The sequence below is a fragment of the Dysgonomonas sp. HDW5B genome, from assembly GCF_011299335.1.
GTDB lineage: Bacteria > Bacteroidota > Bacteroidia > Bacteroidales > Dysgonomonadaceae > Dysgonomonas_A.
Map to the genome: position 1 here is coordinate 3,148,853 of NZ_CP049858.1, position 18,173 is coordinate 3,167,025.

23 protein-coding genes are annotated in these 18,173 nt (G+C 37.0%); 14 read left to right on the top strand and 9 right to left on the bottom strand.

Features of this window, described 5'->3' with window-relative positions; all coding sequences use genetic code 11:
• Window positions 1-15: 15 nt before the first annotated feature.
• Window positions 16-693 carry a DUF2461 domain-containing protein gene (locus G7051_RS13020; protein ID WP_166200926.1) on the bottom strand — a complete coding sequence of 226 codons (678 nt, stop codon included), beginning with the start codon at window positions 691-693 and terminating at the stop codon, window positions 16-18.
• Between the two features lie 26 nt (window positions 694-719).
• Complete coding sequence (locus G7051_RS13025) at window positions 720-1,187, bottom strand: surface-adhesin E family protein (RefSeq protein WP_166200928.1); 468 nt, start codon at window positions 1,185-1,187, stop codon at window positions 720-722.
• Between the two features lie 315 nt (window positions 1,188-1,502).
• Here G7051_RS13025 and G7051_RS13030 point away from each other — a divergent pair, with 315 nt between their 5' ends.
• Both G7051_RS13030 and G7051_RS13035 read left to right on the top strand, forming a co-directional pair.
• A complete protein-coding gene (locus tag G7051_RS13030; protein ID WP_166115931.1) occupies window positions 1,503-2,078 on the top strand; it encodes a TIGR00730 family Rossman fold protein in 576 nt (191 codons plus the stop codon).
• A gap of 228 nt (window positions 2,079-2,306) precedes the next feature.
• Window positions 2,307-2,639 (top strand): hypothetical protein, encoded by a 333-nt coding sequence (locus G7051_RS13035; protein ID WP_166200930.1) that lies wholly within the window; start codon window positions 2,307-2,309, stop codon window positions 2,637-2,639.
• 77 nt (window positions 2,640-2,716) lie between these two features.
• Here G7051_RS13035 and G7051_RS13040 read toward each other — a convergent pair whose 3' ends face one another.
• A complete protein-coding gene (locus G7051_RS13040) occupies window positions 2,717-3,028 on the bottom strand; it encodes a helix-turn-helix domain-containing protein (protein WP_221412909.1) in 312 nt (103 codons plus the stop codon).
• A 144-nt stretch (window positions 3,029-3,172) separates the two neighbouring features.
• Between G7051_RS13040 and G7051_RS13045 the strand changes: the two genes are divergently transcribed.
• Together G7051_RS13045 and G7051_RS13050 are read left to right on the top strand one after the other, a co-directional pair.
• On the top strand, window positions 3,173-4,090 hold the full coding sequence (locus G7051_RS13045) for a DsbA family protein (RefSeq protein ID WP_166200934.1): 918 nt from the start codon (window positions 3,173-3,175) through the stop codon (window positions 4,088-4,090).
• 25 nt (window positions 4,091-4,115) lie between these two features.
• The gene (locus tag G7051_RS13050) at window positions 4,116-4,415 is read left to right on the top strand and encodes a monooxygenase (protein WP_166115935.1); all 300 of its coding nucleotides are present in this window, start codon (window positions 4,116-4,118) and stop codon (window positions 4,413-4,415) included.
• A 100-nt stretch (window positions 4,416-4,515) separates the two neighbouring features.
• On the opposite strand, the gene G7051_RS13055 is transcribed toward G7051_RS13050, so the two are convergent.
• Entirely contained in the window at window positions 4,516-5,280 is a 765-nt protein-coding gene (locus G7051_RS13055; RefSeq protein WP_166200936.1) for a hypothetical protein, read from the bottom strand.
• Window positions 5,281-5,821: 541 nt separating this feature from the next.
• Between G7051_RS13055 and G7051_RS13060 the strand changes: the two genes are divergently transcribed.
• Together G7051_RS13060 and G7051_RS13065 are read left to right on the top strand one after the other, a co-directional pair.
• Window positions 5,822-6,643: a hypothetical protein gene (locus G7051_RS13060; protein WP_166200938.1), complete on the top strand. Its 822-nt coding sequence runs from the start codon at window positions 5,822-5,824 to the stop codon at window positions 6,641-6,643.
• Window positions 6,579-7,235, top strand: a complete 657-nt coding sequence (locus tag G7051_RS13065; protein ID WP_166200940.1) for a hypothetical protein — start codon at window positions 6,579-6,581, stop codon at window positions 7,233-7,235. The genes G7051_RS13060 and G7051_RS13065 overlap by 65 nt, the downstream gene beginning before the upstream one ends.
• Window positions 7,236-7,301: 66 nt before the next feature.
• On the opposite strand, the gene G7051_RS13070 is transcribed toward G7051_RS13065, so the two are convergent.
• Entirely contained in the window at window positions 7,302-7,982 is a 681-nt protein-coding gene (locus G7051_RS13070) for a hypothetical protein (protein WP_166200942.1), read from the bottom strand.
• A gap of 207 nt (window positions 7,983-8,189) precedes the next feature.
• Window positions 8,190-8,594, bottom strand: a complete 405-nt coding sequence (locus G7051_RS13075; RefSeq protein WP_166200944.1) for a helix-turn-helix transcriptional regulator — start codon at window positions 8,592-8,594, stop codon at window positions 8,190-8,192.
• A gap of 171 nt (window positions 8,595-8,765) precedes the next feature.
• Between G7051_RS13075 and G7051_RS13080 the strand changes: the two genes are divergently transcribed.
• On the top strand, window positions 8,766-8,996 hold the full coding sequence (locus G7051_RS13080; protein ID WP_166200946.1) for a hypothetical protein: 231 nt from the start codon (window positions 8,766-8,768) through the stop codon (window positions 8,994-8,996).
• Window positions 8,997-9,065: 69 nt separating this feature from the next.
• On the opposite strand, the gene G7051_RS13085 is transcribed toward G7051_RS13080, so the two are convergent.
• A complete protein-coding gene (locus G7051_RS13085; protein ID WP_166200948.1) occupies window positions 9,066-9,626 on the bottom strand; it encodes a hypothetical protein in 561 nt (186 codons plus the stop codon).
• Between the two features lie 2 nt (window positions 9,627-9,628).
• Window positions 9,629-9,814 carry a hypothetical protein gene (locus G7051_RS13090; RefSeq protein ID WP_166200950.1) on the bottom strand — a complete coding sequence of 62 codons (186 nt, stop codon included), beginning with the start codon at window positions 9,812-9,814 and terminating at the stop codon, window positions 9,629-9,631.
• 164 nt (window positions 9,815-9,978) lie between these two features.
• On the opposite strand from G7051_RS13090, the gene G7051_RS13095 reads away from it, so the two are divergent.
• The gene (locus G7051_RS13095; protein WP_166200952.1) at window positions 9,979-10,812 is read left to right on the top strand and encodes a GNAT family N-acetyltransferase; all 834 of its coding nucleotides are present in this window, start codon (window positions 9,979-9,981) and stop codon (window positions 10,810-10,812) included.
• A gap of 240 nt (window positions 10,813-11,052) precedes the next feature.
• Window positions 11,053-11,463: a hypothetical protein gene (locus G7051_RS13100; protein ID WP_166115977.1), complete on the top strand. Its 411-nt coding sequence runs from the start codon at window positions 11,053-11,055 to the stop codon at window positions 11,461-11,463.
• Window positions 11,464-11,666: 203 nt separating this feature from the next.
• On the opposite strand, the gene G7051_RS13105 is transcribed toward G7051_RS13100, so the two are convergent.
• Window positions 11,667-11,975, bottom strand: coding sequence for a hypothetical protein (locus tag G7051_RS13105; protein WP_166200954.1), 309 nt, complete (start codon window positions 11,973-11,975; stop codon window positions 11,667-11,669).
• Between the two features lie 542 nt (window positions 11,976-12,517).
• Between G7051_RS13105 and G7051_RS13110 the strand changes: the two genes are divergently transcribed.
• From G7051_RS13110 to G7051_RS13130, 5 genes are all read left to right on the top strand, one after another.
• Entirely contained in the window at window positions 12,518-13,180 is a 663-nt protein-coding gene (locus G7051_RS13110) for a hypothetical protein (RefSeq protein ID WP_166200956.1), read from the top strand.
• A gap of 102 nt (window positions 13,181-13,282) precedes the next feature.
• Window positions 13,283-13,786 (top strand): hypothetical protein, encoded by a 504-nt coding sequence (locus G7051_RS13115; RefSeq protein ID WP_166200958.1) that lies wholly within the window; start codon window positions 13,283-13,285, stop codon window positions 13,784-13,786.
• 2 nt (window positions 13,787-13,788) lie between these two features.
• Window positions 13,789-16,683, top strand: coding sequence for a hypothetical protein (locus G7051_RS13120; protein WP_166200960.1), 2,895 nt, complete (start codon window positions 13,789-13,791; stop codon window positions 16,681-16,683).
• 298 nt (window positions 16,684-16,981) lie between these two features.
• On the top strand, window positions 16,982-17,644 hold the full coding sequence (locus G7051_RS13125; protein WP_166115988.1) for a hypothetical protein: 663 nt from the start codon (window positions 16,982-16,984) through the stop codon (window positions 17,642-17,644).
• Window positions 17,645-17,668: 24 nt separating this feature from the next.
• Window positions 17,669-18,172 (top strand): hypothetical protein, encoded by a 504-nt coding sequence (locus G7051_RS13130; protein ID WP_166115990.1) that lies wholly within the window; start codon window positions 17,669-17,671, stop codon window positions 18,170-18,172.
• Window position 18,173: the final 1 nt, after the last annotated feature.

Genomic DNA, 18,173 nt, shown 5'->3' on the forward strand with positions numbered 1-18,173 from the left:
TGTGGAATAAGCAAATCAGATTTCTTCAAATGCAAAATTGGCTGCCCTATTCAGTATATTATTGAAATCTAATCCTTTCTTATATTCTGTCAAACAGTTTTCGAGTAGGTTATCACTCAGAATAAACTCATCAGATACCAATTTTCCCAATGTATAGCTCTTCAGTTTAAGGTATTCGCCGTATTTATAATCTTGTGGAAAATCCTTAGGTACTTTCTTTAACTTTAAATCCTGATCCAGCTCAAAGCCTTTAGCCTTTTTGACTGCTTTATCGAAAGAATCGCCATGATCGAGAATATCTTCTCTGATACTCTGTAAAACTTTGGGATCGGGCATATGAATACCTGTTGCTAAAAGATGTCCGCCAATATAATCCGAACCGGGAGCCTCTACATGAAAGTAGTATCCGGCCAATCCCGATTTCTTCCCCTTAGGGCAAACATAAGCAGCCATATGCGTTTTATACGGCTCTTTGTTGGGCGAAAAACGTACATCTCGATAGATGCGGAAGGTACAATCTTTAGCATGTAGATTATTGATCAAAGGATCGAATTTAGAGATTCCCTCAATCAGCTTCTCTGTAAATTCGGCGAATTCTTTTTCAGCCTTTTTATATGCATCTTTGTTTGCCGTAAACCAGTCCCTGTTGTTATTTTGTTTCAGTTGAGTTAAGAATTCTACTATATTTTTCATGCTGTTGTATTGTTAAGTATATTGTATTATTCTGCACTTATATTCTGATCGCAGATGTAAAACAGAACAAAATCTCCAACCGTTTCGGCATCTACCAGCAGCCAGCGGGCTTTGTCTTCTTTGGTTTTTGTTTGGATGATTTGTTTTCCGTCCGATGTAAAGTCCTGTACCTGTAATATCTTGAATCGTTTGTTTGTACAATCGTATAAACCGTAGGTGATGCTGTAGCTGAAATCGTCCCACTTTCTGATCTTTTTGTCGGCATCCTTTTTCTTGAATACATTCTTTATCTTATTCACATACGCCTCTTTGCTTTCGGTGGTCATATAAACTGTTTTTACAGTCGCATAAATACGACCTTCCTCCATCTTTACAGAGGTCGAATCAATATAATATTCCAGATGTTCGGTTACAGCCAGATCTTTCCATCCACTTTGTCCCCAAGCCATTACAGGAGCCAAAACTGTAATAATTAAAACGAATAATTGTTTCATGTAAGTAGTTTATAAGTAAAAGAAAATATTTAATGACATATCTTTGTTGGTAGTCGCAGACCTATGTGCCTGTCCTAAATAGATGAACACACAGGTTCACTCCTACATCCAAAGCAATAAATAGTTCGCTGAACTTAAAGTTCTGAGATCTGTTTGTAAAGTAAAGATAGGTAAATTATTTATCTTCTTTATAAATAATCTTATCAATAAAAAGACCTGCACTCTTAATGATTTTGTAACATATATGTCATGTTATTTTAACTATAAACGGCAAAAAACGTTTTATATTTGTAGTAACAAATTTAGATAGAAAATATGAAAAGAATAGCGGTATACTGTGGTTCGAGTTCAGGTTCGAACGAAATATTCAAGACTAAAGCCCTCACATTAGGTAAAGCTTTAGCAAAAAATAAAATAGAATTGGTGTATGGCGGAGCCAAAGTTGGCTTGATGGGTGCTGTTGCCGATGGAACACTTAATAACGGAGGTTTGGCGATAGGTGTATTGCCTCATTTTCTGGCAGAAAAAGAGTTGGAGCATAAGTCGCTTACCGAGATTTATCTGGTAGATACCATGCACGAACGTAAATCTAAAATGGCTGAACTTTCAGATGGATTTATTGCTCTTCCCGGAGGTTTTGGAACGATGGAAGAACTGTTCGAAGTATTGACTTGGGCACAATTGTCATTACACAAAAAGCCTGTAGCACTTTTGAACGTCGATGGATATTACGATGCTTTGCTTCAGTTTATAAAGGTGATGAATCGTGATGGGTTTTTGAAGGAAGAATACTTGGATCTACTCATTGTAAGTAGCGATATCGATGATTTGTTGCTACAAATGAAATCGTATGTTCCTTTGAAAAACGAAAAATGGTTCGTCTCTAAATAAGGTCCGTACTTTTTATTACCTTGCTTCAATAATTAATTGGTTAGTCTGTCTCAAAAGGATAGGCTTTTTTTATTTCTAATTTTTCAGTTTTTCAACAATAAAGTTACCAATAATCTTACCCCTCCTTTTAGAAGTTTTATCTATACTATAGAAACGGAAGAAGCTTATCCTCAAAAGCTTTAAGGCCGTTTTATTCATTATGTATTACTAAAAAAAAACTTTACAATTATGGAAAGAATTAATTACCAAAATGTGCTTTTTAATGTGAGAGATGCTGATACGTTCGAAATCATCGATGCTGATTTTACGCTTTATCTATATCCGATTGATATGGGAAATCTTCGAACTATAAAATGTGGTAGTGCTCTTTTGTCGAATATTCCCGTTCAGGGTGATTTCTTATCGGTTCAATTTCATAACACCGATTTAGTAATCGAAGCAGGCTATGATGTTTCCGGCGCTGAAGGCGGATATGTTCCGTTTAAGAAAGTGGAGGTCTCTGAGGAACCTATTTCTTATATGCCTTGGGAAGTAAATATTTTCTTGAAAAAACTGGTATAATCTTTCGTCTGTAGTCTGTATACGGGTAATGTTGAATGAGGTAATCTGTCGAAGATTACCTCATTCTTTTTGTTCCCTTATTGTTGAGTGAGTGCTTCTATCTGTTTGAATATCGGAATCATAGACTTTCCTTTTTCGGATAAAATATATTCTATATGCAAAGGTTTTTCTTTCACTACAATTCGGGTCAATAAATCTTCATCTTCCAACTCTCTGAGCGCTGTGGTTAAAGATTGTTTATTAATACCTTCCATACTACGCATCAACGAGCTGAAACGGATAGTCCCTGATGTGGCAAGCCGAAAAATCTGAGGTTTCCACTTTCCCGAAAGCGACTTCAAAAGCCCTTCGGCAGGACAATTTGCATTGATATTGTTTTCAGTATCCATAGTCATATTTTTTTGACTTATTGCACAGGTTGAATAATCTAAAGACCTTTGTTCAAAGATAGTGAAATAGATATGATAAAAAATTTAATATGGGTCGTGGGAATACTATTTCTGTATTCCTGTAATACAACAAATGATAAGAATATGAATAAAAGTAATCCGTTAATGTGCGATCCGCAAACAGGAGTTTGTGAGATTCCCGATAAGAATACACAAGAAAGCAGTATATTGAAGTCGCAAGTTTCAGATAATAAAGTAAAAGTACTTTATTTTACCGATCCTATATGTTCGGCATGTTGGGCAATAGAGCCTCAATTGAAAAAGCTGAGGTTAGAATATGGTAATCTTTTTACGATAGAATATTGTATGGGAGGATTATTGCCATCGTGGGTCAATTATAACGGGGGAGGTATTCAAAACCCTGCCGATGTAGCCCATCATTGGGATGAAATAAGCGATTATTACCACATGCCTATCGATGGTAATGTATGGCTCGAAGACCCTTTATCGTCTTCTTATCCGCCTTCGATAGCCTTTAAGGCAGCGGAGATGCAAGACAAAGAAGCGGCAGCCCTCTTTATGAGAGTAATGCGTGAAATGTTGTTTCTGGAGAAAAAGAATATTGCCAAATGGGAGAATATTAGCATGGCTGCCCAAAGAGCAGGACTTGACACCGAAAGGCTGAAGCATGATTATGATAATGGGGCACAACAATTGTTCGAGAAAGACCTCGAAACATCCCGTCAGTCGGGAGTAAGAGGCTTTCCTACCCTTGTGTTTTATAATGAGAATGAACAGCAGACTGTTGTTTATGGCGTAAAATCTTATGAAGCTTACGAGCAGGCGATACTTAAAGTATATCCTGAAGCAGTAAAACAGGCGTATTCGAAAGATGAATTGACTCTCATCACCTACTTTGGCAGTCTTACAGTAAAGGAACTGTCGGTATTATCCGACATAACGATATCCGATGCCGAAAAGAAATTGCGAAAACTGGCAGAAGAGGGTAGGGCAGTCGAAATTCAATCTCGTAAAGGAAGCTTGTGGAGGCTCAAAAAATGAATAATAAACACTAAAAATAATAACTATGGTATTACTGCAAATTAATTTCGGGTTTCCTGCCCAAATGATGGGAGAAGCTCTTACAAGCGGAGCAAAAGGTCTGGCGGAAAGTATTAATAACGAAGAAGGCTTTGTCTCGAAAATATGGATAGAAAATACCCAAACCGAAGAAAGTGGAGGTATCTATTTATTTAAAGATATGGCATCAGCTCAAAAATATGCTGCCATGCATCTAAAACGGGTCGAAGCAATGGGTGCTAAAGACATAGAGTGTAAATACTTCTCGGTCAACGAACCCTTGTCTCAAATCAATCACGGAATCTGATCGCTTGTTTCTGTTAATCTACTACTTTATATTTTATAAGAATGAGGCCGGCTTGTGAAGAGGCGGTCTCTTTTCTTTTTTTAGGAAACGATTGTTGTACTTATTTAATTCTGATGACGGGTGAGAAGAAAGGAACATTCCTCCATCTGCCGTTCATCGGGTTAAGTTCGCGTTTTAGACCTCCTTGTACACCAAAATTATCGGTGATTTTAAATTCGACAGCACCACCGTAATGGGTATTGGGAATCATCCACGCATTGTCACCGCCAATATTGTTGATGTTACTTCTTGCAGAATACTGCCCGAAACCAATAACGGCAAATCGGTCTGTAACCTGATATCTTAATGACGCATTTACCCCAAAGTCTTCAAAAGAACTTAAGTTGTAAAAATACCTTGCTCCGTATGCACCTACCGATGTTATGATATGTTCCGATAGCATATATTCGTAGTTGGCTCTTATCTGCGTAAGCGACCCCAGTGCAGGAAAAGAGGTGTGCGAACTGACTGTACTAATCCATCCTCCGTCCATTACAATATTTCGTTTATAAAAGCTGTAGTCATCTACATAAGGGTTGGTAATGGGTTTAGCACTGTAATTGCTTTCGGGACCGATATAAAATTTAGGAAGGGATACTTTTATCTCCGCAGCTTCGGTGTCTTCGTTGATTCGATAGTCGGTTCTTTCGGATGTATTATTTACTGATGAATTTTTATCCAGAGGATGGCTTCCACTGCTAAGCTTATGGTTGTTAAGTAATTGTTCATTGTTCTCTCTGCTCAATCGGGTACTGTCTGTTTCGACGGATTGTCCGTAACATACACCGGATACAATGATAAATAAGATGATCAGTTGTGCTTTCATAAAGATCTTCATTTTGATTTTCGAATCTACTAATAAAAGACCGTATTCGGCTTGTTTTAGTGTTAAAAAAGCATACTTTCCATAAAAAGGACGGTTCTTAAAATCTGAGATTTATTTGTTGATTTATTTCTAATGTTCATTCAACTACGCGCAATCACAGATTGCTTGTATTCCTTTTGCCCAAAGCCGCAAAAGGAATCAAAAAGGCTTTGTGTTGCGTGGCTCACCTGCCTGACTTAAGCTTACAGGCTAAACTAAACCTATTGCCTTACGGCACGTTTAGTTTTACGCCCGTTTCGCTTATCAGCCAACGGCTCCGCCACTGATGCACTTCGGCTGACGCACGCAAAGAGGCACAGTCTTGATCTTTTGTTTCGTTTTGTATCAAGACAAAATGAAAAACAAACCCGATAGGGTGCGTTAGGAAAAATAAACCATAGAAAAAAACATATAATCTCAACACAACAGGCTTCTATTCTTTTTAGAACAGAAATTTATTTATCTATCAGATGAATTGTATAAAAACAACGAAAGTTATTACATGGATCAAGGATTTATTAAACTTAACCGCAAATTTTTCTCTCATAGAATGTGGGAAGCAGCCCGTACGTTTTCGGAGTGCGAAGCGTGGATCGACTTAATACAGTCGGCACGATTTGAGGCAACCGTAACCATTGAGCGTATCGGAGGTAGAGAAATAAAATATGGTAGAGGGCAATATCCGGCATCGAACCGATACTTAGCCCGAAAGTGGGGTTGGGGAGAGCAGAAGGTGAAAACGTTTATGAGGAAACTCAGAACCGAGAAAATGATTGAGGTCGAAAAATCGCAAGGCATGAATATCGTAACTCTCTGTAAATATGATGTCTATAATGGTCATAACTCAGATAATATCTCACCCGAAAGCCCATCTATGGTGTTGGTAATTAGAGAATTGTCTGATGTTAAAACCCAGCCCGTAACCCGGTCTTTAACCTGCGACCAACCCACGGATAACCCAAACTTTAAGAAAGAAAAGAAAGAAGAAGAAAGAATTACTATTTCCCCCTATAGCCCCCCAAGGGAGTATGAAAAGATGAATTTCGATTTTCTCGATACCCGATTGAGAGAACACTTCTTTCAGTGGCTCGATTACAAGACCAGCAAGGGGCAGATGTACAAAAATAGAAGATCTATCGAGCTGTGCTATAAACGTTTGATTACAAAATCGCAAGGTGATTGCGGTGTGGCGGTTGCCATTATCGAGCAGTCTATGGCAAACAATTGGAATGGTTTATTTGATTTACAACAACACAACGATGCAAACAGCAACAAACTTACGAACGGTTATCCAAAGCAGGCAGATTACACCATCGGCATGTAAACTCTCTGATAGCGAGATATACAGCCGCAAACGAAAGTTTGTGAAAGCAGCAATGTCGGTCATTCCCGAATTTACGATTGACGAGTCTAACAGGCAGCTGGTTGCCGATCTTTTCAATTACTTCAATGGGATTGAAGGACGGTACGATCTCCACAGAGGACTTTGGTTCTACGGCGATATTGGCACAGGGAAAAGTTCGTTGATGCGAGTGTTCGCCGAATATCTACGGCTCGGTTTCAATGGCTTTAAGATTCATATTTGTGATGGAGTATCAAACGATTACAGTCGGTCGGGCAACTTAGACGAATATACCTACAATCAGTACGGATACATTGGCGAACCTGTGTGGATGTGCTTCGATGAACTGGGACGTGAAGCTATCCCTGCCAATCATTTCGGAACAAAGCTCAATGTTATGCAGCACATTCTGCACATACGTTATTCGCTCTGGCAATCGCAACGGCTGAAAACCTTTGTCACCACCAATTGCGATCCTCTTCAGATTGAAACCTTATATGGCGATTTTATTCGTGATCGTATCCGTGAAATGTTTAATGTCATTTTAATAGAGGGGAAATCGAGAAGACGATGATATACAAAAAAAACAGGAAAACTGTAGTCTTCCTGTTTTATGTTGTTATAGAAGTTATACTATTATTTAATATAGATCGTCTTTATATGGGTCGTCACTATTCTTTAGAGAATCGGGTAATGGAAAGTCTTTATTCTTAGGTGTTAAGCTTAATTTGGCTGTAATTTCATTTTGTGTCATTAATTTAGATTTAGAAATGAAATATTCGATTCTGCTATTTATATATTTCTTAAATTCAAATGTAAAATAATCAACCATTTCAGGGGTTAAGTCTTTCAAGTCTTTAGGAAGGTTTACCCCCTTAAGTTGATATAGAAAATCTCCACCCTTATTATTGTAACCCATTAATTTTTCTTTTGTAGTATCATACGCATAGTAAGAAATAGTACTATACAAATAAATGGATTTTGTTTTTGTTAAGATACCACTGGCTTTAGCTGATACACTGGAGTTATACCCGAATGCTGCATCCATATTTTTTATAAATATAATGATATCATACTCACCATTTTTAGTATTAGCCCATCTACTTAATTTTTTGCCTATACCACTCTCTAGTATACCCATTTTGACGTTTTTTAGAGAATCGGGCAATTCACTTATATTTATGCTGTATTCGGGAGTGAGGTAATTTTGTAAACTTTTCTCTATATATCCTGATAGAGCTATATGGAGTGGTAGAGGCTTTGTGGAGTTTTCGAAGATTGTTAATCCTATTTTCTGATGTACTAAGGTGGTATCTGCCATAAAAACAACACCAATTTTTTTTGATTGAGCTGTCGAATTAAACGACCAGACAGATAATAGGAGAGTTACTAAAAGAAGTTTTAAAACGTTTTTTGATTTCATTAGGTGGAAAAGAGATGTTATAATTTTCTGCAAAAGTACTAAAAAAACAGAAGTCCTCCATGAAGAGAACTTCGTTTATTAATATCTAAAGATGTACCTATGTTATTACTTCTTGTCTTTTAGCATTTGCTCCAAGATATTTACTTTCTCTTGTTCGGCTTTTAGCATACGCTCATACAGCTCGATAACTTTATCCAATGGATTAAATGAGCATTCATAATTGACTGCATTCAATGTTGATGTATCGTTACTTGTAAAACTATTAGATATAATATTTAGGGCAGCATCTTCGCTGAAATTCTTAATAGCTTCTACCGATACGTTGAGAGCCTTTGCAATATTGTTTAGAAGATCGTCTTCCAATATATCTTTTTGCTCAATCTTTGAGATGGTTTGCTGCGATATTTGCAATTTGTCAGCTAAATCTTCTTGTTTTACCCCAAGTATTTCACGCAAACGTTTAACGCTGTATCCGTCATTTCTCTTTTTTGTTTCGAAAGCTGTATTCATGTTCTATATCTTAGCGGTTCTTAAAATCATTTATTTTTCAAATATACAAAAATAACCGAAATCACGGAGCGTATTTTACTCTCCTTATTTGGTATTTTACAACACACCATATTATTTTACGCATCGGTACACTTCTATTTTTGTTTCAGAATTATCATAACACAATAATATATGTTGGAAAAAATCTTACAGAAGCTTTACAGTTCAAAAGAATCTCCCGAAGTTTTGATGCTTCGGCAAAAAGTAGAAATTATTGCTGCAAAATTAGAATATCTGACAAGTATAGAACCACAAACCGATGAGGATTACGAGAACCTCCCGTCGATTATAGAATACGTTAAACAGGCTATCGAACTCAATATCGAAATTGCAGCAATATATACACTTGATGTTTGGGAATAAGGTTGCAGACCTTTTTATAGCTTTGACTGTAGGGGTGTGAAACTGCGTGTTAAAACAAGCGGCTAAAAGTTATTCGATGGTAAGCAAAAGATCCATAGCGGCTTGATCTTTTAATTTGTCTTTTATTCTTTTTCCGACCGAATTTATTGTGCTTTGAGAGACCTGTCCTTTTTTGATAAGCAGAATATCACTAGCCAGATTGTCTATCGTATACCATTGCTCTACCGATAAAGTTGCTTTTTCTTCGGGCGTTGCTGTTTGGGTGAAGTCGTTTATATTTCGTTTATATTTCAGGTAAATGGAAACTTGTTGTTCTGTTATTAAATAGATAGCTTCTTTCTCTTTGCTCTTTATATATTTTTCTCTTTTCTTTTCAATATAAGCAGGTGAATAGTTTCTCAATTTTAAATCAAGAATATAAGCCATTACAGAGAATATGATAAATTGAAAGATAATAATTATAAATAATGAAACTATGGGATTAAAATGATAAGCATTGTTGGGACCATTAGAGTAATGTACTGTAATAGTTAGCTGTCCGTTAGTAGATATAACAATAGAATATATTGCTATTAGCATTAATATATTGAAAACAAGAACCCCAACAGCACCTTTTTTCCTAATATCCATCTTTACCCCTCCATTTGTTGAATTAAAACGGCAATGCGGTCGTCTATTTCCTTTTCGATTCGTTGAGCCTCATTTCTGAAATCTTCGTCGCTGAACGATTCTACATTATTGATCAGATCTTCGGCTTGCATCCTCAGGTCGATAATCTCTCTGTCGCTATTTATGGTTTGTAAATCTTTACGGGTCACAATCGGTTTTTTTATGGAACAATATCTGCAAATATAAAGCTATTTTTCAATGTAAGAATACTTAATCACATACTAACTGTAGCTGGTAGATGTCTGGTTTAAATGAATATTCGTATTTTTGAAATTGATAACACTATATATTACTGAAAACTAAATCGAAATGTATGATATCTTTACAAAAGGAGCAGTACTCTAAATTATTGGAACCCATAAAAAGCATAACCAACAACAATCTTTTTGCCAGAGCAGTAGCCGAAAGGGTAGTGGAGGGCGAGATATTTGTGGATAACGTAGAAAATCCGAAATCGTTTTATCTGCTTCATCCTTACGGAATGTCTCTGTTGTTCGGCCATTCTAAGAATAAGGTATTCAATCTAGCCTTTAAGAAATATGTGTTGAATGAAAATCGAAGCCGAAAGATAATTGAGTGGATGCAGGTATTCCCTGCCGATTGGGATGCCGTTTTACAAGATTTATTAAGAGATAATCTGGTCTCTCCATCTTCCGAAAGTACTTCCTCTCACGATATCGAGCAAAATGTGAGAGTTAACTTCAAGTTCAATAAAGAAAAATTTCTGAGAGGCAAACTCGCTAATAAAAAATCAGACCCCGCTGTCGAAATTCTCAGAACAGATAGAGAAGCATTTGAGAAAATGACAGGGACGGTTGTTCCGCTTAATTTTTGGAATGATGCCGAAGATTTTATAAATAAAGGAGTTGCATTTAGTCTCTATTATGATGGTAAACTGGCATCGACAGCCTTTTCGGCTTACCTTCACGACGATAAGCTGGAGTTGGGTATCGAAACTTATGACGAATTTAAAGGAAAAGGCTTAGCCTATAAAGCATGCACGGCTCTTATCGAATATTGTATCGAAAATGGTTTTGAACCTGTTTGGGCATGTAAAAGAGATAATGTCGGCTCATATCAATTGGCTCAAAAGCTCGGTTTCGAAAATGTGAAAGAGATATCATATTATCGTTTGGCATTAAGTTAAAATATCGGGTTTGTGTTTTTATTAAAAGTCGTAATCGTAAAATAGTAGTGCTCAATCTGTTTGAGCTAATCTGTTATAAAAAATGATAAAAACATAAAATTGAAACTTATTATAAGGTTCTATTGTTTATAAGTAATATCGATAAGATCAGAGTTGCTGTCTTATCGCTATGAAAATGAATATGTGTATAATGCCAATAATCATATTCACAAACGATTGGCTTTACTTAATATTGGTTTTATGAAAAAGGTTTTATTTTTAAGTTTATTGCTTGTATTTGCAGTAACAGGTTTTACTTCATGTGGTGACGATGATGACGATGACGCTAGCTTTTTGGGTGCGAATGTTGAAGTAACGGTAACAAATGCGTTGGGAATGGTACAATCGGGTAAAACCGTTTATTTGTATAAAGATACCCCTGTTACAAGTTCGACTGTACCCGGAGATGCGAAAAAAATGATTGTAACCGATGCTAATGGTGTCGCAAAATTTAGTTTGAATCTTACCGAATTAAATATTCTGGAATCTCAAACCACTCTTTATTTTGCTGTTTTTTATACCGTTGGAAGTGAAACTCTTGTTGCAGGAAGCACAGGCGTAACAGTAAAACGAAACGAATCAAAGAAAATAGAGGTAAAAATACCTTTATAAAATTGTCCGACTATACTTAGTCAGTAACAGACGGTAGTAAACGTTGTCTTTTAAGGCCATAGCTATCAACCGTTGCTGCACTTGGATGGATAATAAAAAATAGGGCATAAACCTTAAAAGCACTTACAAAAACATTTGTAGGTGCTTTTTTCGTGAGAATGTGAGTGCTTGCCTCGAACGGAATTGAAAGTAATGGCTGACGATTATTTAATCTCTGCATTAAACTTCCATTTCTTTTCGTCTTCATCAAAAGCGATTGAAAACAGCATGGCTGAAGGCAAATGTAAGAATGAAAACTGAGCATTTAAAGCTATTCGTGCCCCTTCGATATTGGCAACATAAAAATTCCAATCCAGAATTTTGCAATAATCGTCATTCACCCTTTCCATATTCGAGCCTAGAATGGCTTCGTTGATATCTTCAATGGTATTGACAATACCCGAATTGTCTCGTTTTTCGGTCAACTCATTATATTTTTCCATATAATGTTTAGAAAGTTCTTCAAAGTCCATGTGTTGATAATTTTAAGAGGTTATTACTGATTAAAAGTACAAAAAAAATATTGAAAATAATACTCTTTTTTTAAGAATAAATAGTCTGCCTTTCTGATTTTGAATGTAGTGTATCTGCTTGATAGCTTCGAGTGAAAGCACAGAGAGGGGATGATTTGTTTGAACAGATAAATCTATTCTTCGGCTTAAACACAAATCTGAACTATAAGATGTTTTGCTGACTCTAAATTCATAAAAAGACAACGAATTTGAACTAAATAGTATCTCGGGATGTTAAATTGAAGTCGGAAATCGAAATGAATGCTAAAATATGTTGATATTTAAAAAGTTAACGGTATTTCATCTTTAACCGAAAATGTAAAAAAGAGTATGAGTTATCTAAAGGTATTAAATTGCTTATGAACGGTTTCTGATCAAGAGTTTACGGAGATTAAATCTACTATACGATTCTGTTCTAGATGAATAATGAATTTGTTTTTCGGAATTCTCTCTTTTTTTACGTACTTTTGTTTTTTTATAGACAACGACAATAAACAACGACAATGAAAAGGATTATTTTATTTATCTTAGGTATTTCCTGTGTTGGATTCCTACAAGCACAGATAGGTGTTAACACGAATGAACCAAAAGTTAGTTTAGATGTATATGCGGGTTCTTTGGATGGTACTACAGCCGAAGGTTTATCAGCTCCCCGACTTACATTGGCTCAATTGGCATCGAAAGATTCCAAATATCTGGCCGATCAAACCGGAGCTTTGGTTTATGTGACTGACGTAACAGGAACGGCTTCTGCTAAAACTCGAAATGTAATCGCCGTAGGTTATTATTATTTTGATGGAACTCTCTGGCAGACAATTGGTCCCGATAAAAGTTTAGGATTCTTTTATATGCCTTCTATTGTTTTGCCTACTGACACTTCCGATCCGTCTTATAATGCAAGTACGCAAACCTTTACAATCGATCTTTACGGAATTTATGCGGCTCAATTTGGGTTGACTAATTCAGGTTCATCAACAAAAAGTCCGGGAGCAAGTTCTCTGCCCATAGCAGCAAGCAGTGCCCTGGAATATCTGATTACCTATTTCGATAATACGGTTTATCAAAATGTTGCACTGAGCAATGTGGGTGTGTTAACATATCAATTGCCTGATGTAGTTACAGTTACAGATAAAACATTTATGAATATTTTATTTAAGGTAAAATAATTATAGAGAATCGTTAATAATCTGATTTTAAATCATAACATGCTATAGCTGTTATTCTGCCAAAGTCATAAAAAGGTAATCTCCAAATAAACAATAATGGTTATGAAAATATTCTATACGCTGATTCTGTATCTATGTGCATTATCGGCATTTTCACAAACAAACGAAACTACTGTAAATACAAATGGAACATACTTGTTTCAGAAAGCAACATTTACCATCTCTAATTACAATACAAAGGCAGAAGTTAATACACGTGTTATAACCGACCCGTCGTTACTGGATGCTTCAGATTTGTTTTTTCAGAATGTGTTTTTGCAGGCTACAGTTAATGACGAAGTGTTGATGTCCTGTATGTTACCCGATGGAATCGAATATTTGGTAAAAGGTGGAACTGAATTGGTTCCGACTAAAGTTTTGCCATCGACTGACGAACGTGTTCGGTATAAAACTGCCGATAATAATCAGCCTTTGCAATTGGCTCCCTACTCACTGTCAATCCAGAATAATACGTTAACGTTTACAGTTCGCTATTTATATGGAGATTCCAAATATAATTTCCCTTTGGAAGGTAAATTAGTAGTTACCTTGACTAAACAGAAATAACAATGAAACAGCTATATTCAAAACTTATCTTTTTGTGCCTGTTTATATTCTCCATAGGAAATGTAACAGCTCAGGATTGTTCCTCCAGTTTTACTGTGAGCACCGCGTCCACTCCGTCTACCTGTCAGGCTAACGGAACGGTAACGGTAACACTCAGCGGTGATCTGACCAATCTTTATAATATTCAATACGGATTAACTTCTCCAACTACAGGTTTTACGATAAATCCACAGGAACATAATGTACTTACAAATATTCCTGCAGGTACTTATACGGTTACCGTGCGTGCATTTTGTAGCGTAAATGCAGGCTATGATGTGGTTAAAACTGTTACCAATGTAACCGTAGGAGGTAATTATAAAGTACCTTCTGTCTCTTTCAATGCAACATCTTCGCGTAAGTCTTATGATGTTTGTAATACAGGGATAATTGTACTAAACGTTACAGACGGTAGTGGAACTTTTACCTTTAATATAACATCGGCACCCGCCGGTGCAACAACAGGAGTTATCACCCCAACCAAGAGTGGTAGCCTGTATACATTTCCCGGACAAGATTATCCATCAGGAGATTACGTAGTAGAAATAGACGATGGTTGTTATCATTCGGTAGCTACCTTTACATTGGGGCAGGTTACCGGATTTCCTCCATTTATATACTCTAATTATACGGGGCCAAGACCTACTTTGACCGATAATACTTGTAGTTCTCTCTATTGGTATACAGGTACGGTAAGTACCGGTAACCCCGATTATTATCGTTACTATGCCGATGGAATGTATGAAGTGGGAGCAGGTCCGGTGGGTTCTATGCCAACAGCTTGGACTGCTTGGATAGGAGCTAATCTTGGGTCATCCGGACTTTTGTTGGATATATCTCCAAATACTTATGCTGATTTTTATATCCCCAATAATATATCGGTTTACACTCGCCTCAAGGGATGTAGTGCAGGGTATACATCTTTCAATACTTACTTGAAGAAGCCGACTATGAATAATTCGGTAACCAACCGGGGATGTGAAAATTACACATATACCATAAGACCTTGGACCGATTATGATGGTCTATTTTGTTATCCTGTTGCCATTAGGGTAACTAAGTCTATTGGAGGAGAAGTCGTATTTAATAATCCAAGCTGGTCATATTCTACAGCCGGTCAGGTGGTAACTTTGGATTATAATACCAGTTATACGATAACAATGACCGATCCTAATGGTACAGTGGCTACAAGTTCTGTAAATACAAACAGAGATATTACCTTTAGTACCAATCTTGTTAATTGTGATAATTATCAGCTCCAATATTATGCACCTTCGGGTACTACTTGTTGGCCTATTATGGTGACAATTACAGATGCGGGAGGTCAGGTAGTATGTACCGATTCGGTAACAACAACGTCTTTGCGTCAATCGTGCCCCTTATCTTTTGGGCAGACCTATACATTTAAAGCGACCTATTCCAATTCAATACCTGAATATACATATACTACTACTAAAACAGTAGCTTCGGGTTTACCTACAACTGTTAATTTGACTCGTAATTATAGTAATGCGTGTATTGAAGATAACGGATATTTCTATAGCTATGTATCGAGTGCTACGCCTTGGCCTGTAGGAACTACGCTGACGATAACCGGCCCTCCGGGGTACACTACTCAAACTTATACGGCAACAGCTTCCAATTACTATTATTATTGGCCGACAACAACTATACCTGCGGGGAATTATACGCTGACTGTTGATTTTGGTTGCGGTACGCCTATTACTACGCAGATTACACAAAATGGTGTGTATAGTGGTAAAGCATTAAGTTATACTACCGAAAATACATGTTCGGGGATGAAGGTTACTCCTTCAGGATTAATGACCTATCAGGGTGCTAATACGACTACTTATTACAGATTGACCAGTGGTCCTGTTGGGTATGACAAAACGGTTATCTCTCCCGGAGGATCGTTTACCTTCTCGGCTCCCGGAACCTATACACTAGGTATTTTAAATACCAATGATGCCAATGGTTGTGTTATCAATACGAAAACGATTGTTTATACCGCCCCCCCATTGGCTCTGAGCCAGACAGGAAGTAGTGCCTATGAATGTACCGATGGAGCTACAGGAGTGATCCTTTTGCAAGCCATAAACGGTGTAGCACCTTATACCTATCAATTATGGAATAAAGATAATACAGCAAAAATAGGACTTCCTGACATCGTTACGCCAGGTCAGGCACACTTCGATTACGGACAAGCCGACTCTACTTATACAGCACGTATTATGGACCAGTGCGGCAACAGTTTCAGCCAACAGATAACGATGGCTAAACTAAGCACTGCCCGCATTGTTTATGCCACTAATAATAATGTATGTACGGGAGATACCATCGAACTCAAATGTATTACACTCGGTAACACAGCTTATAACTGGACAGGACCCAACGGATTCACTACGACAATCCAAAACCCTAAAATTGCCGATGCAGATACAACTATGACAGGCTGGTACAGAGTAACCGTTATGCCCGAATTTTGCGGCGACCCCGTGCAGGATAGCGTTTATATCAATGTGTATAAACCATTGACTACAGGAGCGGTTACAGACAGCCAGACAGTATGTGTTCGTACAGTAGCCAATACTTTAAGCTGCGCCGTAAGAGGAGGTAGTGGAGTATACACCTATCAATGGCAATCAAGTGCAAATGGTACAACAGGATGGACTAATATAGCAGGTGCCACAAGTGCCACCTACACTCCTCCCATTCTTATTCAGTCGCGAACTACTTATTACCATGTAGTAGTAACCGACCGATGCGGAATAGTTACCAGCAACAGTATGGCTGTAAACTTCAAACCTTGCTACATTCCGGTCAATCCAAATATCCGCTCAAGAGGCGGGCGTTAAAATAGACCTGAGTATGCAGATACTTTCTGCATCATGATATAATAAAAACCAAACAATCAGGGTGAAGTACTAAATAGTATTTCACCCTGATTGTTTGATTTAGTATAAATGCAAATATTTAAGAGGGGCTTTGTTGTAGCTTTAGCAAAATAAATGATATTATGTATGAATTACCGGTATTAACATATGAATAGCGAAAAAAATAGACTGTTATTTATGTCTTTTTGTTTTATTTAATTACTTTTGTGTCTTTATTTGGATAGATTTTAACTAACGACAACAACAATAACGACAACAAATGAAAAGGATTATTCTATTAATGCTGGGAATCTCTAGTATTGGTCTTGTACATGCACAAATAGGAGTCAATTCAACCGATCCTAAGGTGACATTGGATATTCAAGCAGGTACAATTGATGCTACTACGGCAGAAGGCTTAACGGCTCCTCGGCTTACACTTGCACAATTGGCTGCAAAGGATGCCAAATACACTTCAGATCAAACCGGTACTATTGTTTATGTGACAAGCATGACGGGTACGGCAACAACAAAAACCCGAAATGTTATAGCCGCAGGTTATTATTATTTTGATGGAACTCTTTGGCAGGCTATGGCTCCAGATCCTGCTCTGAGATTTTTCTACATGCCATCGATTGTACTGCCAACTAATACCTCAGATCCTTCTTACAATGCATCAACGCAGACATTCACTATCGATCTGTATCAGGCTTATTCTAATCAGTTCAAATTGACTAACTCCGCAAATACCTCCAAAAGCCCCGGAGCCACAGCATTACCCGTTTCGGCAAGCAATTCTCTGGAGTATTTTATTACTTATTACGATAATACGGTTTATCAAAATATTGCACTGACTAATACCGGCGTATTAACATATAAATTACCTGCAACTTTTACTATTTCCGAAAAAACATTTATGAATATTGTATTCAAGGTAAAATAGTAAGCTAAATAAGATAATAAAATTATGAAAATACTATATATATTGATGTTATGTTTGTATACTACTTCTATGTATTCACAAACCTCGAAAGGCATAAGTGGTAATGAAACGTATCTATTTGAAAAAGCAACATTTACTCTCTATAACTATAATTCTAAAGCAGAGGTCAATACACGAGTGATTACAGATCCCGGATCAGTGACTCCTGAAGATATATTTTTTCAGAATGTTTTCAGACGAGCAATTATTAATAACGGTTCATTGTTATATTGCACATTACCTGATGAAAAGGATTACGCCGTGAAAGATGATGGTGTTAAATTATCGGCACTTAAGGCACAAGTTCCTTTCAAGGATGAAAAGAAAGAACCTACCGTAGGTCGTGTTTTTTCCGGCCAATTAGAGCCTTACACAATGTCGGTTAACGGTGGTGTCTTGACAATTTCCGTAATGTATGTATACGGAGATTCGCGTTACCCTTATACGTTAGAAGGAAAATTAGTTCTTACTATGATTAAACAGAAATAAC

What these genes read in the sequence shown, in the direction of transcription:
- G7051_RS13120 (WP_166200960.1), top strand. Translation starts at nt 13,789, where the DNA reads ATGAAACAGCTATATTCAAAACTTATCTTTTTGTGCCTGTTTATATTC.
- G7051_RS13115 (WP_166200958.1), top strand. Translation starts at nt 13,283, where the DNA reads ATGAAAATATTCTATACGCTGATTCTGTATCTATGTGCATTATCGGCA.
- G7051_RS13125 (WP_166115988.1), top strand. Translation starts at nt 16,982, where the DNA reads ATGAAAAGGATTATTCTATTAATGCTGGGAATCTCTAGTATTGGTCTT.
- G7051_RS13095 (WP_166200952.1), top strand. Translation starts at nt 9,979, where the DNA reads ATGATATCTTTACAAAAGGAGCAGTACTCTAAATTATTGGAACCCATA.
- G7051_RS13065 (WP_166200940.1), top strand. Translation starts at nt 6,579, where the DNA reads ATGCAAACAGCAACAAACTTACGAACGGTTATCCAAAGCAGGCAGATT.
- G7051_RS13070 (WP_166200942.1), bottom strand. Translation starts at nt 7,982, where the DNA reads ATGGCAGATACCACCTTAGTACATCAGAAAATAGGATTAACAATCTTC.
- G7051_RS13030 (WP_166115931.1), top strand. Translation starts at nt 1,503, where the DNA reads ATGAAAAGAATAGCGGTATACTGTGGTTCGAGTTCAGGTTCGAACGAA.
- G7051_RS13110 (WP_166200956.1), top strand. Translation starts at nt 12,518, where the DNA reads ATGAAAAGGATTATTTTATTTATCTTAGGTATTTCCTGTGTTGGATTC.
- G7051_RS13055 (WP_166200936.1), bottom strand. Translation starts at nt 5,280, where the DNA reads ATGAAAGCACAACTGATCATCTTATTTATCATTGTATCCGGTGTATGT.
- G7051_RS13075 (WP_166200944.1), bottom strand. Translation starts at nt 8,594, where the DNA reads ATGAATACAGCTTTCGAAACAAAAAAGAGAAATGACGGATACAGCGTT.
- G7051_RS13085 (WP_166200948.1), bottom strand. Translation starts at nt 9,626, where the DNA reads ATGGATATTAGGAAAAAAGGTGCTGTTGGGGTTCTTGTTTTCAATATA.
- G7051_RS13045 (WP_166200934.1), top strand. Translation starts at nt 3,173, where the DNA reads ATGAATAAAAGTAATCCGTTAATGTGCGATCCGCAAACAGGAGTTTGT.
- G7051_RS13060 (WP_166200938.1), top strand. Translation starts at nt 5,822, where the DNA reads ATGGATCAAGGATTTATTAAACTTAACCGCAAATTTTTCTCTCATAGA.
- G7051_RS13105 (WP_166200954.1), bottom strand. Translation starts at nt 11,975, where the DNA reads ATGGACTTTGAAGAACTTTCTAAACATTATATGGAAAAATATAATGAG.
- G7051_RS13100 (WP_166115977.1), top strand. Translation starts at nt 11,053, where the DNA reads ATGAAAAAGGTTTTATTTTTAAGTTTATTGCTTGTATTTGCAGTAACA.
- G7051_RS13130 (WP_166115990.1), top strand. Translation starts at nt 17,669, where the DNA reads ATGAAAATACTATATATATTGATGTTATGTTTGTATACTACTTCTATG.
- G7051_RS13035 (WP_166200930.1), top strand. Translation starts at nt 2,307, where the DNA reads ATGGAAAGAATTAATTACCAAAATGTGCTTTTTAATGTGAGAGATGCT.
- G7051_RS13020 (WP_166200926.1), bottom strand. Translation starts at nt 693, where the DNA reads ATGAAAAATATAGTAGAATTCTTAACTCAACTGAAACAAAATAACAAC.
- G7051_RS13040 (WP_221412909.1), bottom strand. Translation starts at nt 3,028, where the DNA reads ATGGATACTGAAAACAATATCAATGCAAATTGTCCTGCCGAAGGGCTT.
- G7051_RS13025 (WP_166200928.1), bottom strand. Translation starts at nt 1,187, where the DNA reads ATGAAACAATTATTCGTTTTAATTATTACAGTTTTGGCTCCTGTAATG.
- G7051_RS13080 (WP_166200946.1), top strand. Translation starts at nt 8,766, where the DNA reads ATGTTGGAAAAAATCTTACAGAAGCTTTACAGTTCAAAAGAATCTCCC.
- G7051_RS13050 (WP_166115935.1), top strand. Translation starts at nt 4,116, where the DNA reads ATGGTATTACTGCAAATTAATTTCGGGTTTCCTGCCCAAATGATGGGA.